Here is a 13,317-nt window from a genome sequence, read left to right as displayed (position 1 = left end):
TCTTTGCACTACAGGAGTGGGAACCCCTACTTATTAAAGAGCTTCAATGAGCTTATGGATTTTTCGTTCCGAGACCTTTTGTGCGGTTCCTAGCTTTTGGGCAAAAAGGCTGACTCGTAACTCTTGAATTTTCCACGCGATATCGTTGATTTTTGATTTTGAAATTCCACTACGATTGGCCTTTGCATAGAGGGCATTTTCGAGTCTATTGATAATCTGCTGTAATTCGGCATCCTTATAGGAATCTCTGCTCATCGTATCCAGTCGAATGGTTATAGCTTCGCAAATCCGCGGTAGCCGCGTCAGATGACGAATCCCGTGATGCGATACTGCAAATGGGGGGAGCAGGAAATCTAATTGCCTACTAATATCGTCGATGGCGTCGCCTTCCCAGTGTGCAACTTCGTCTTTGGTCTTGAGATAACAATTGATGGCAGGAGCTAATTGCACGACGGCTTGACGTGTTAGCGCCGGTACTTTGGGAGTAATTTCCTTTTTAAGGACATCAAATTCTTCTGGTGAACGTACTGGTCCGCCGCGTTCGATGAGTAGGTCGCGGATCAGCGCAGCTTTGACATCTTGTACTAATCCATTGCTGCTGCCGTGAGGATAATTCTCAACTGCAACACGTTGTTGAAGAGGCAATCCGTTAAGCATTTTTTGGGTGTTAATATTTGACGCCTTCATCAGCATCGCCAACGTTGCTGTCAGCATGGATGCGTCAGCTTCGGCGCGGGTAGGTTTGGCCTCAACTGAGAATCCCTGTTCTCCTATGACTAGGGCGGGATAAGTCTTAATGAGTTGGCCGTCTACTTTTGTGGATACTTCTTCAGGGATCTTTCCTAGGGTTGAGGACGTCCAAGTTGTGACAGCGCTTTGGTGGACTGCTTTTCCGATTTTGAGTGCAGACGCACGAATTTTATTTTTTTGACGGGCTTTAAGGTGCGCAAGATTTTTATCTTTATCAAGTACCTTTCCATGCTTGTCTATCGCTGCGAATGTAATCCTTAAATGATCTGGGAGCGCTGATAAATTGAAGTCCTCTGCTTCGATCTCCGTAATTCCGGATTCTTTGAGTGCCTTCGCTACAGCTTGAGTAAGTGATCCTTTTCGGAACGAAATCCGAGGCTGTATCAGATCTGCGTAGTTCGGAGCCGGAACAATTTTTTTCCGTAGATGTTTTGGAAGAGTTTTTAAAGTGGCAGTCAACAGTTCTTGAATAAAACCAGGAACCAGCCATTCAAAACCACTTTCTTCAAGTGACGCAAGATATGGAACCGGAACATTGACTGTAACTCCATCGTCAGGATGGCCGGGTTCAAAACGATAACAGAGCTCTAGCTCTACACCGTTGTCGTACCAACTATCTGGATACCGTTCTGCATTTACTTCTTCAGCACTGTCAGAAATAAGTTTGTCAGGATCAAAATCGAGTAGTTCTGATTGCTGCGTGCGGGTTTTCTTCCACCAATGATCAAACGCTCGGGCAGAAACGACAGATTGGGGGAGTCGATCATTGTAAAACTCGTACAGAGAATCCTCGGTTACTACGATATCGCGTCGTCTTGCTTTTTCCTCCAAGGTATTTGCAGCTTCCAATTTCTGCATATTGTTTTTGAAAAAGCTGTGATGGGTAGTCCATTGCCCATTAATTAAGGCTTCACGGATAAATATCTCACGTGCGCCGATAGCATCGATGGTAGCTAGATTGATCAGTCGGTCGACAACGATAGGCACCCCATAAAGCGTTGAACGCTGGTAGACCATTGCGGCGCCACGTTTGAGCGACCAATGGGGCTCCGAATATTGGTGTTTGAGTAAGTTTTGTGCTAGAGGCTCGACCCAATGTGGATCTATTGCAGCGACGTCGCGGGCCCATAGCCTTGATGTTTCGACAAGTTCTCCAGCCATTACCAATTGTGGAGGTTTCTTAGCAAGACCTGATCCAGGAAACACCATAAAACGCGTATTGCGGGCGCCTACAAATTCTCGGGAATTCCCCTCTTTAATACCGATATGGGACAAAAGACCTGCTAAGAGAGCTTGGTGGATGCAATCATTGTCGGTTGTGTCTGACCATTCGAACGATTTCCAGCCGACTTGTTCACCTATGGATTTTAGTTGGCGAACAAGATCACACCATTCACGAATCCGCATATAGTGAAGGAACTCTTGTTGCATCACCTTTTTAAATGCGTTTCCTGACAATTCATCACGACGCTGATTGATGTACGCCCATAATTTGAGATAGCTGGAAAAGTCGCTTTGAGGATCTTTGAATCGAGAGTGGAGTTGATCTGCTTGCGCCTGATAATCAAGAGGCCGTTCGCGCACGTCTTGAATTGACAGCGCGGCTACAACCACCATGACATGAGCGAGACAGCCTAGTTTTTCTGCTTCGATGAGCATTCTGCCTAGTCGTGGATCGAGTGGAATTCTGGCAAGTGTCGTGCCGATTGTTGTTAACCGTGGAAGATCAGTCCGTGTATCCGTTGTGGTTAATGCACCCAGTTCGTGCAGCAACAGTATTCCGTCACGGATCGATTTGGTATCGGGTGCTTGGATGAAGGGGAAATCGTCAATATGGCCCAAGCGTAGTGAGGCCATTTGCAGAATCACGTTGGCTAAATTTGTTCTCAGAATTTCCGGATCGGTGAATTCAGGGCGTGAGAGAAAGTCCTCTTCGGAGTACAACCGAATCGCAATACCATCGGCGACACGTCCACAGCGGCCGGAACGTTGACGAGCGCTGGCTTGGGAAATTGGCTCGATGGGTAGGCGTTGTACTTTTGTACGACTGGAATATCGAGATATGCGTGCTGTACCTAGATCGACGACAAAGTGAATACCTGGGACAGTCAATGATGTCTCAGCAATATTTGTTGCAAGCACAATTCGGCGCCCAGCATGTGGCGTAAATACCTTATGTTGTTCTTGGTTAGATAGCCGACCAAATAGTGGGATGACTTCAACATTTCGCCATCGTTGCTCTTTTATAGCTTCCATGGCGTCGCGAATGTCAGATTCGCCGGCAAAGAAGCAGAGGATGTCGCCATCACCGTAGCCCATGAGTTCTTTAATGGCGCTGATTAGGCCGTCGATGGGATCGACGTCGATAAGCGACGAGCCATCTTCAAGTTGAAGGGGGCGATAAAGTACCTCCACTGGGTAGGTTCGCCCGGACACTTCAATAATCGGTGCTGGTGTACCATTCTCGTCCGAAAAATGGCGCGCGAATCGTTCAGGATCAATGGTTGCCGATGTGATGATGACTTTTAAATCTGGACGTTTAGGAAGTAATTGTTTGAGATAGCCAAGGATGAAATCGATATTCAGGCTACGTTCGTGTGCCTCGTCAATGATGAGGGTGTCGTAAGCATTGAGATAGCGATCACGTTGCATTTCTGCGAGCAAAATGCCATCAGTCATGAGTTTGATAGACGTATTGGGGGAGACGCGATCGTCGAAGCGAATTGCGTAACCAACAGATTCACCGATTGGCTGATCTAGTTCGTCTGCAATGCGTTCGGCGACTGTTCGTGCGGCTAATCGACGTGGCTGTGTGTGCCCAATTAAGCCAGTAATACCACGCCCCAAATCAAGGCATATTTTAGGAATTTGAGTAGTTTTACCGGAACCTGTTTCGCCAGCGATGATGACGACTTGGTTCTCTTGGATTGCGGCAGTAATTTCCTCCCGTTGTGCACTAACTGGGAGATTTTCCGGATAGGAGATAACTGGGATATTGCTGCGTCGTTTTTCAATAGAGCTGAGCGCTGCTGCAAGGTCCTGCGCGATAGCTTCTAAAGCCCGCGCGCTATGCGCTTTAGTGATGCGGTGCTGAAAAGACCGGTGGAGGGCAGGTCCCAATCCTGATAATTGGGAAATACATGATGCTTTTAATTCTTTAACTTCTGGCGAATCTTGATTCGCTGGTTTTACGCGTCGATTAGAGTGCTTTGGATTCCGTTTGCCCATAATAAACACACAGTTTAGTGCTCAAGGGGGGAGTAACAGTAATACAACGATTGGGGTTAGTGACTGGAGTGCGAAAAACTGTTCCAGTAAGGTCGGGCGTGTATTGAATAATTTCAGAGCCTCACGCTAGGAGTGACATGACCACCCCTCGGAATCCTTTTGACCCTCAAGATAACGAGTACGAACCTTACCCTTCTACTTCTCATCCAGAAGACCGTGGTTTTAACGTACCAGCTGATGGGTACCCCACCAGTTCGCCTCTAGGCAGTTATTCCGGTTCCTACGCAGGATATAGTAGTGGTAGAAGTTCTGCGGGGGAGCAGAAGTTCCATAAGGACCTCAAAGATCCGTTTGTGGAACACAGCGGTAAGGCAAATATCGGCGCGGCGATTGAGTATGGATTCCGAATTGTCTTCAAGAAGCCGCTATGGATACTAGGTGCTTTCTTTGTACTTGCGGTTGTTGGAGCTGGGGTAGCGACAACAATGTATCTGTCTTTCGGTGCGAGTGGTGGACTAGAGGATCCTAACGCAGTACCTGAGTCTTCCACAGGAGGCACAGATTTTTTGATTAATTTTGGATCCATATTGGTCGCAGCTTTTGGTATTCGCCTCGTACTATTGCAGCTTGATGGACTTCCTATCACTTTTGGTGAAGTATTCACGAAAGCTCGTTGGCTTAAGACCACAGCGACGGAATTTTTAATATTCATATTGCTGTTTATTCCACTGGGAATTAGCCTCGCTGTCGTTTTTGTCACTGCTTTCAATCTGCAAACAGAGGGCAGCTGGATGCCATTTGTATTGGCACTCGTGCTGATTCTCGTTGTTGCCACCTTCATTTCACCATTTGTTACCTACGCTCCATATTTCGTATGCGATGGGCGCGCCTCGGTGATAGAGGGAATACGTCTTGGTTTTGTGCAGGTTTCTAGAAACTATTGGCAAGCAGTGGGCTTTAGCTTCTTTAATCTCTTAATTTCTACATTCGGGTTGCTCATCACTCTTGGAATAGGCGCGATTATTATCGTTCCTGCCATGATGAATGCTCAAGCTCATATGTATCGGCAAATTGCTCAAGGAACGGTTCCGTTGAAAGTATAGGAAATAAGATAATGGTGGTGAGGGTCGTAAGATCCTCACCACCATTTTTATATGCTAATTCTGCGCGATAACGTCTTGAAACGCTCGGCCAACTATAGAACCTAGCTTTTGAAATTCCTCAGTCCTTGACGATGACGTTCGGTACACCATTCCTACTTGACGCGAAGCACTAACTCCAGGAGCGAAAGTAGCCGTAGCCAAGCCTGGGCGAGAGCATTCTATGGACACTGAGCTTTCCGGTACTAAGGTAGCGCCCATTCCAGCACTGACCAATTGCATAACAGTAGTCAAGCTGGCCGCTCGAGTCTCTGCCGCCTTGCTGTGTGTGGGATTTACATCAGCATGTCGGCAAAGATCAACGATCTGGTCGCGAAGACAATGGCCGTCGTCGAGAAGCAAAAGATCAAGCTCTTTGAGGTGAGAAAGAGTTAAGTCACTGCGATGAGCCAATGGGTGATCTTCGGTTGTCACCATGCGGAAGTCTTCGACGTAAAGTGGCATTTCTGTAAAACCGATTTGTTCAGTAGGAAGCGCCAATATTGCACAATCGATATGTCCGTCGCGGAGAAGCGCTGTAAGGTGTTTTGTTTGCTCTTCTACGATTCGAAGCTCCAGATCGGGAAACTCGTTACGTACAGCATCGAGTAAGTTCGGGAGAATATAGGGGGCAATGGTCGGAATGATACCAAGACTCATGGGGCCAGAAAGCGTGCCGGAAGCGCCATGTGCGTGGGCAAGGAAAGCGTCAGCCGCATCAAGCGTGGCCTTTGCATATGGTAAGAGCATTTCCCCAGCGGGAGTAACAATGACTCGACGAGTGGAGCGTTCAATGAGCTGAACACCAAGGCCATTTTCAAGAGCTGCTAATGCTTGCGAAAGCGATGGTTGGGAAATCGAAAGCTTGGCGGCCGCGGTGCCAAAATGCTTGTTTTCTGCAATAGTGGCGAACGTGCGCAGCTGTGCAAGGGTTGGCCGATATTCTTTATTGCTCATGCCTATTTATTATAGACACTTTTAAAAGAAAGTCATATTGACAGGTGTTCGCTGTATAGGTATAAACAATGACAGGAGCCAAAACCTTAGTTACTTATTCCGATAAGGACTACAACTGAGGCAGCGGTCCAATAAAAGAGCTTGTTTTCTTATCGTCATATTTTGTGGCAGTGAAGGAAACAGCAGGCAAACGCTTTTAACCGTTCGATCCTATTTGGAGGAAATTATGTCTATTTTGACTGTTGGCGAAAAGTTCCCAGAGTTTAACTTGACGGCGCTCAAGGGCGGTGACCTGCACGACGTTAACGCATCTCAGCCAGAGGACTACTTCGAAACTGTTTCTTTGGACAAGTATGAAGGTAAGTGGAAGGTTGTCTTCTTCTACCCAAAGGATTTCACTTTCGTGTGCCCAACTGAGATCGCAGCTTTCGGCAAGCTCGACGAAGAATTCCAGGACCGTGATACCCAGATCTTGGGTGGCTCTATTGACAACGAGTTCTCCCACTTTAACTGGCGTGCTACTCACCCAGAGCTCAAGACCGTTCCATTCCCACTGTTCTCTGACATCAAGCATGATTTAATCAAGGCCCTTGGTGTTGAAAACGAAGAAGGCGTTGCAGATCGCGCAACCTTCATTATCGATCCTGACGGCATCATTCAGTTCGTATCTGTTACTCCAGATGCGGTCGGCCGTAACGTAGATGAGGTTCTTCGTGTTCTCGACGCGCTTCAGTCTGAAGAGGTTTGTGCGTGCAACTGGCAGAAGAATGACCCAACCAAGAACATTGATAAGTTCGCTGAGCTTGAGAAGGGCCTGAACTAAATATGTCGTTGGATAATCTCAAAGCTGGGCTTCCAGAATATGCAAAAGATCTGAAACTCAACCTTGGCAGTTTGGCACGTTCTACGGAACTGACTGAGCAGCAATTGTGGGGTACTTTCCTTGCGGTAGCGGCCGCTACCCGTAACGAAGCAGTTTTCTCTGAAATTTCAGAAGAAGCATCTGAGCATTTGAGCGAAGAAGCCATGAACGCAGCCCTTGGCGCAGCGTCGATTATGGCCATGAACAATGTGGCCTATCGTGCGAAGGGATGGCTCGGCGATGACTACGCTCAAGTAAAAATGGGTCTTCGCATGAACATTATTGCAAAGCCAGGTGTGGACAAAGTTGATTTTGAGCTGTGGTCACTTGCAGTTTCTACAGTTAATGGCTGTGAACACTGCACCATTGCTCACGAAAAGACCGTCCGTTCCGAAGGACTAACCAAAGAACAGATCTTTGAAGGGGTCAAGATTGCTGCGACATTGCAAGGTGTTGCCCAAGCAGTCGAGATTGAGGCTTCGCGATAATCAGCTCTAGTTAAGGCATACGCGTGGTTAAATCCTACTCATGTAGGATTTAACCACGCGTATGCCTTTTGTTTCTTAGCTGTCGATAGAGAATTTCGCGAAACGAACCTCATCGGCGGCATCGGAAGCATCGAGATCTACAGTTGCGGCAAATGAGAACGCGCGGTCATCGTTTGGATCCTTGATGATTTGGCGCACAGACCAAATACGGCCATCTTTCTTGAGCAAGAAATACTCACGTCCACGTGCATCAGAACCAACATCTAGATCCGAATATTCGTCAAAGTATTCGTCTAGTGCTTCTGAAAAATCTGGCTGTTCATCGAGATAATCTGTCAGTGCTTCAAGTTTTTTTTCTTCTTCGGCTGCAAACAGCTGTACCATTCTAAACATTAGATTTCTCACCATTACGGCAAAAGCACGAGAATTTGCGGTAATCGCATTAGGATCCTCAACACCGAAAGCTCGTTGTTGGTCGACTGTATCTTGAGAAATCGGGGCATCAGGATCAGCCATATTTGCCCATTCATCGATCAATGAGGAATCTACCTGTCGGACAAGTTCCCCCAGCCATTCGATAATTTCCTCGAGCTCATCTGAAACATATTCAGTGGGCACGGAATGTGACAGCGTCTTCCATGCGTCCGTCAGATAGTGGAGCACTACGCCTTCGGAGCGTGAAAGTCCGTATGTTGCGATGATATCGCTAAAGGTCATTCCATGTTCGATCATATCGCGAACTATGGACTTCGGGCTCAGCGTGAATTCCTTAGCCCAAGGATGGCCACCACAGTACGTACAAAAGGCTGGTTCGAGGATTTCTTCTAATGGTTTCGGCCAAGATATTTCCTCAACGACGTTCATTCGTTCGGTATATTCCACGCCTTCAGCTTTAAGAGCTGCTATCTCTTCACCGCGAGCCTGTTTTTGTTGAGCGATGAGGACAACTCGAGGATCTTCCAAAATCGATTCAAAGACACTAATCACGTCGAGAGCATAGGAAGTCGACTCTTTATCCAAGATTTCAAGTGCGGCGAGTGCAAAAGGCGCGAGTGGCTGGTTAAGAGCAAAATCGCGACGAAGATCTTCCGTGATAACGTATCTGCGACCAGTCGAGTCGGGGGAGTCTAGCTTTTCGACGATTCCCGCTGTCACGAGCCCGCGGAAAAGCTCGAGAGCTGTAAGAATGTCTTTGTTCTGCTTATCACGAGTATCATGATTAGTCCGTAGTAAATGCTTGAGGTGTACATAGGCGTCACCAGGACGAGCAATTACATTGAGCAACATCGAGTTAGAAATGCGGAATTGACTCTGAAGATTTTCTGGTTCAGCTTCAGATAAGCGCTCATAGGTTTTTTCTCCCCACGTGACTTCGCCATCTCGGGCTGATTTTTTCCGCAATTTCTTCAGTTTTTTAGGGTCGCTTCCAGCACGCTGCCGAAGTCGCCAGTTTTCAATTTCATGTTCTGGTGCTTCAATAACGACATTTCCGACGGTATCGTAACCAGCGCGACCGGCTCGTCCTGCAATTTGGTGGAATTCTCGCGAAGCCAAAATTCGTTGTTTGCTACCGTCAAACTTTGCTAATCCCGTAAATAGAACAGTACGAATAGGGACGTTGATACCGACTCCGAGGGTGTCTGTACCACAAATAATTTTCAGTAGACCGGTTTGTGATAATTTTTCTACTAATCTGCGATACTTAGGGAGCATTCCGGCATGATGGACTCCAATTCCTTTGCGTAGGAGCTTCGATAAAGTGTGCCCAAAGGTAGTAGTGAATTTAAAATTCCCGATTTCGGCAGCAATCTTTTCCTTGGTTTCAGAATCGATGACCGTCATACTCGTAAGCGATTGCGCTCGCTCAATCGCTTCCCGTTGTGTGAAATGTACAACGTAGATTGGTGCATTGTTGGTATCCAACAAATCTTGAATGGTTTCGTGTATAGGGGTGTATACATATGAAAACTGTAACGGTACCGGACGTGTTGCTCCAGCGACTAGGCTGGTGGTTCTGCCCGTTCTATCACTCAAGTCTTTTCTAATAACGGTAGTATCACCCAAGGTCGCGGACATAAGGAGGAACTGTGCCCGTGGCAGTTCAAGTAGCGGGACTTGCCATGCCCAACCACGACCTGGCTCAGAATAATAATGGAACTCATCCATAACTACTTGATCGATCTCAGCGTCAGAGCCGTCTCTTAACGCGATATTGGCTACGATCTCTGCTGTAGCGCAGATGATAGGGGCGGATCCATTAACCGTCGCATCACCCGTCATCATGCCGACTGATTCAGGGCCAAAGATATCGCAGAGGGCAAAGAATTTCTCGTTAACTAGAGCTTTGATGGGAGCAGTGTAAAAACTTCGTTGCCCACGCGCCATGGCAATAAAATGAGCTGCGATGGCAACCATTGATTTTCCAGAGCCAGTAGGGGTGGCCAAGATGACGTTATCGCCAGCTAAAATACTTAATGTTGCCTCTTCTTGAGTCGGATAGAGTGCTAAACCTTTACTTTTAGTCCAACTCAAAAACGAATCGAAGATGGCTTCGTCGAGAAGTGATTCTGGGACATCATCGAGATCAGGCAGCATCTGGGTAAGATTCATAAAACCTAGCCTACTGAACCACAGCTAAGAACCTAATCCTCGGAGTCATCTTCTTCACCAATGTTGGCGAGAAAACGCTCAAATTCTTCGCCTAGCTCGTCTGCATCAGGTATATCTCCTTCAGCAATTTCTAGTGCTTTAGGGTTGCGTTCACGATATTTTTCGAGTTCTTCATCGTATTGCTGTTCAAGAATTTTGACTACCGACTCGATTTCTTGAGATCCAGCTACCTGTTCTTCTACCTGCAGTGCTGCCTTTTGAACATCTGCTTCTAACGTTTTCAAAGGGAAGTCAAGGTTAGTAGACGTGGTGATTGCTTCTAACAATTTAAGTGTTGCAAGCGGATATGCGGATGCAGAGAGATAGTGAGGTACGTGAGCAGTGTAACCAGCAACGTCGATATTATTCTTATTAAGCAATCGCTCAATATGTAGAGATGCAGAACCCGGGATCGTGACTTTGGAATCAATGCTGAAATGGTGCTTGATTAAATCCAATGAATTGCCATGTGCGGAAACAATTAGAGGACGGGTATGGGGGACCGTCATAGGAGCCGCATAAATACAGATAGTGCGCCTTACTCCGAAGCGACGGACAAGATTTGCAACGGCCTGCGAAAACGCATCCCAACGTAAATCTGGTTCAGGACCAGACAAGAGTAAGAAGGGAGTCCCGTTGGAATCTCTAAGTACATCCATGCTGAGCTTCAGCGCATTGGCATCGATAACGATGTTGTGATCGATGGTTACAGAGGGCCGCCGAGATCGGTAATCAATGAGTTCGTCATTGTTGAACACTGCTATTGGTCGGTGTTCGAGAGCTGAAAGTAGGTGGTCGGCGCTAGCTTCAACCGCTAAACCAGCATCAGCATAGCCTTGCATCGCGATGATGAGAGTTGGGCCGTCAACACCATCAGAAGCTACATCGGGTGCGGGAAACTCTAACTCATACATTTTTGCTTCTCGCTCATTCATAATTTGCTTCTCCTCACTCAGGGCGAAATCGATGCATAAGCTCTTATGACCATAACTCATTGAGAGGTTACACAAAACGCGATTCGGTCTTATACACGATAACGCGTTATTGTGCTGGATTGTTCCTCATTATTGAGAAATCTGTGGATAACTTGGTGCGAAAACTAGGTTTCCGAGCCAGTAGGGATACTTATCAACAAGTGTTTTGATTGAGTGCAGAAGACTTGTTGCTGTTAGTGCGATTATCCACTTATGACTTCAACAACACCACATTCGCCTAGCGAAATGTTTGCTAGCATCCCAGGAATTTTTGGATTTTATCCCGAAGAGTCAATCGTAGTACTCACGCTGATGCATACAGAAGAGTCATGCTACCAGCTGGGGCCAGTCATGCGGCTTGATCTGAAAGATCTCCGCTACCTTTCAGATATTGGCGACACTCTTTCTGCAATAGAGCCGGATCTTGTTTTTGGCCTTATTATTTCTGAACAGAAGCCAGAGGCCATTGAAGATCTAAGCGGATTAATTGAATTTGTTGCCGATTGTGAAATCGTTCCATTCGACGCGTGTTGGTATACCTCAGCGATTGAATCTGGCGGCAAGTATGATGCCATTTGGCTAAACGAAGCAATGACCGAGGCTGCACATGAATTTCAATCTTGGCGCAACGGTCGGATTCCACTCATCGCTAACACTGGAATAACAGGTGAAATGATTCATGCTGGACATCTTCCGGAGCTTTCGCGAAAGGACATCGAAAGACATTACGCGCAAGCTGAGGAATCAGAACAGTGGGATGAATATCTTATTGCGGAGCGATACGCGGAGCTTTTCGACGATCCATCGACGTCGTGTAGAACTGCGCAGGAATGTATCGATGTTTTCGGAGGGTGTCAGGTGTTTTGTGTGTGAGGCTCTGATCCAGAAGGAGTTTCACTGATAATGACTACCGTGTCACCGAGGAAAGGTCATGACCCGAACAGGGTCAACGAGATCAGCGCTAAGCTGATGGAAAATCCGGAAATCGCCGAACTGATCGGCGAGTTGTCGACTTCCACCGATGATGCCAGCGACCTGGTCAAAGGTCTTTTGCAGGCATCGATCAACGCTGGTCTGCAGGCTGAAATGGACGCGCATCTGGGATACGCGCACTCTGATCGTACGGCGAAAGCCCAGCTGGGCACCCCGGATGGTGGCAATCACCGCAACGGGTCGTACACCAAAACCGTCAACTCTGGTTACGGCACCTTTGATGTGACTATGCCCCGGGATCGAGCTGGCACGTTTACGCCGCGGATGCTGCCTAAAGGCACCCGCCGTCTGACGGAGCTTGATGACATGATCATCTCCCTGTACGCCGGTGGGATGACCGTGCGCGATATTTGCCACCACCTCGCCACCACCCTCGGGGTGGATATGAGCCCAGATACGATCAGCACCATTACCGACGCGGTGTTAGAAGAGGTCATGATCTGGCAAAACCGCCAGCTCGACGAGTTCTACCCAGTGATCTTCCTCGACGCGCTGCGAGTGAAGATCCGCGATGGCCACCGCGTGGTCAACAAGTCTTGCTACATGGCGGTAGGCGTCGACATGGACGGCATCAAGCACATCCTGGGATTGTGGATCGCAGACAATGAAGGCGCCAGTTTTTGGGCATCCGTGTGCGCTGACCTTGCCAACCGTGGGGTCCAAGACGTGTTCATCGTCTGCTGCGACGGGCTCAAAGGCCTGCCGGAAGCCGTGGAGGCAACCTGGCCGAATTCCATGGTGCAGACCTGTATCGTGCACCTGATCCGGGCGGCCAACAGGTGGGTGTCCTACCAAGACCGCAAACCCGTATCAAGTGCGCTACGGGAGGTCTACACCGCACCGACCGAGGACACCGCCCGCGCCGCCCTGGACGCATTCGAGGCCAGTGAACTGGGCCGTAAATACCCGCAATCGGTCAAAGTCTGGCGCGACGCCTGGGACCGGTTTGTGCCATTTTTGCAGTTCCCGCCTGCGGCACGGCGGGTACTCTACACCACGAATTCGATCGAATCGCTGAATGCTGAGCTGCGGAAAGCCACCCGCAACCGCGGCCAGTTCCCGAACGATACCGCGGCGCTGAAAACGCTGTGGCTGATGATCTGCAACATCGAGGACAAGCGCGCTGCCCAGCGAGCGAAGAAAGCGAAGCGCGCCATCGAATGCAACGGCTATATTGAAGGAGCGAAAGCCACCGGGTGGAAACAAGCCATCAACCAACTAGCCGTGGCTTACCCCGACCGATTCGCGGACTACTTGTAAACCAAGCCCCCCGCACA

Annotated in this window: 8 protein-coding genes and 1 pseudogene; 5 read left to right on the top strand and 4 right to left on the bottom strand. The window is 48.2% G+C overall.

Annotated elements, in window-relative coordinates; translation table 11 throughout:
- Nucleotides 1-33 precede the first annotated feature (33 nt).
- Nucleotides 34-3,978, bottom strand: coding sequence for an ATP-dependent RNA helicase HrpA (gene hrpA / locus ABMV07_RS08135; protein ID WP_196977244.1), 3,945 nt, complete (start codon nucleotides 3,976-3,978; stop codon nucleotides 34-36).
- Between the two features lie 137 nt (nucleotides 3,979-4,115).
- Between hrpA and ABMV07_RS08130 the strand changes: the two genes are divergently transcribed.
- Entirely contained in the window at nucleotides 4,116-5,081 is a 966-nt protein-coding gene (locus ABMV07_RS08130) for a hypothetical protein (protein ID WP_088267730.1), read from the top strand.
- 54 nt (nucleotides 5,082-5,135) lie between these two features.
- On the opposite strand, the gene ABMV07_RS08125 is transcribed toward ABMV07_RS08130, so the two are convergent.
- Nucleotides 5,136-6,074: a hydrogen peroxide-inducible genes activator gene (locus ABMV07_RS08125; RefSeq protein ID WP_088267729.1), complete on the bottom strand. Its 939-nt coding sequence runs from the start codon at nucleotides 6,072-6,074 to the stop codon at nucleotides 5,136-5,138.
- A gap of 226 nt (nucleotides 6,075-6,300) precedes the next feature.
- Here ABMV07_RS08125 and ABMV07_RS08120 point away from each other — a divergent pair, with 226 nt between their 5' ends.
- A complete protein-coding gene (locus tag ABMV07_RS08120; RefSeq protein ID WP_003851816.1) occupies nucleotides 6,301-6,897 on the top strand; it encodes a peroxiredoxin in 597 nt (198 codons plus the stop codon).
- Nucleotides 6,898-6,899: 2 nt separating this feature from the next.
- The gene (locus tag ABMV07_RS08115; RefSeq protein ID WP_088267728.1) at nucleotides 6,900-7,424 is read left to right on the top strand and encodes a carboxymuconolactone decarboxylase family protein; all 525 of its coding nucleotides are present in this window, start codon (nucleotides 6,900-6,902) and stop codon (nucleotides 7,422-7,424) included.
- Between the two features lie 75 nt (nucleotides 7,425-7,499).
- Here the strand turns inward: ABMV07_RS08115 and ABMV07_RS08110 are convergent, their stop codons facing one another.
- Nucleotides 7,500-10,034 (bottom strand): RNA helicase, encoded by a 2,535-nt coding sequence (locus ABMV07_RS08110; RefSeq protein WP_197692103.1) that lies wholly within the window; start codon nucleotides 10,032-10,034, stop codon nucleotides 7,500-7,502.
- 32 nt (nucleotides 10,035-10,066) lie between these two features.
- The gene (locus ABMV07_RS08105; RefSeq protein WP_088267726.1) at nucleotides 10,067-11,008 is read right to left on the bottom strand and encodes a PAC2 family protein; all 942 of its coding nucleotides are present in this window, start codon (nucleotides 11,006-11,008) and stop codon (nucleotides 10,067-10,069) included.
- 252 nt (nucleotides 11,009-11,260) lie between these two features.
- Here ABMV07_RS08105 and ABMV07_RS08100 point away from each other — a divergent pair.
- Nucleotides 11,261-11,893, top strand: a pseudogene (locus tag ABMV07_RS08100) (DUF4192 domain-containing protein); the annotation flags it as partial.
- A 57-nt stretch (nucleotides 11,894-11,950) separates the two neighbouring features.
- Nucleotides 11,951-13,300, top strand: a complete 1,350-nt coding sequence (locus ABMV07_RS08095; protein ID WP_374063848.1) for an IS256-like element IS1132 family transposase — start codon at nucleotides 11,951-11,953, stop codon at nucleotides 13,298-13,300.
- Nucleotides 13,301-13,317 lie beyond the last annotated feature (17 nt).

The organism is Corynebacterium belfantii, assembly GCF_041898185.1.
In the GTDB taxonomy this organism is placed as follows: domain Bacteria; phylum Actinomycetota; class Actinomycetes; order Mycobacteriales; family Mycobacteriaceae; genus Corynebacterium; species Corynebacterium belfantii.
This window is presented reverse-complemented; position numbering and strand designations above follow the sequence as displayed.

Excerpts from the sequence above, each read along its gene's own strand:
- ABMV07_RS08130 (WP_088267730.1), top strand. The coding sequence starts at position 4,116 with ATGACCACCCCTCGGAATCCTTTTGACCCTCAAGATAACGAGTACGAA.
- ABMV07_RS08115 (WP_088267728.1), top strand. The coding sequence starts at position 6,900 with ATGTCGTTGGATAATCTCAAAGCTGGGCTTCCAGAATATGCAAAAGAT.
- ABMV07_RS08125 (WP_088267729.1), bottom strand. The coding sequence starts at position 6,074 with ATGAGCAATAAAGAATATCGGCCAACCCTTGCACAGCTGCGCACGTTC.
- ABMV07_RS08105 (WP_088267726.1), bottom strand. The coding sequence starts at position 11,008 with ATGAATGAGCGAGAAGCAAAAATGTATGAGTTAGAGTTTCCCGCACCC.
- ABMV07_RS08095 (WP_374063848.1), top strand. The coding sequence starts at position 11,951 with ATGACTACCGTGTCACCGAGGAAAGGTCATGACCCGAACAGGGTCAAC.
- ABMV07_RS08110 (WP_197692103.1), bottom strand. The coding sequence starts at position 10,034 with ATGAATCTTACCCAGATGCTGCCTGATCTCGATGATGTCCCAGAATCA.
- ABMV07_RS08120 (WP_003851816.1), top strand. The coding sequence starts at position 6,301 with ATGTCTATTTTGACTGTTGGCGAAAAGTTCCCAGAGTTTAACTTGACG.
- hrpA (WP_196977244.1), bottom strand. The coding sequence starts at position 3,978 with ATGGGCAAACGGAATCCAAAGCACTCTAATCGACGCGTAAAACCAGCG.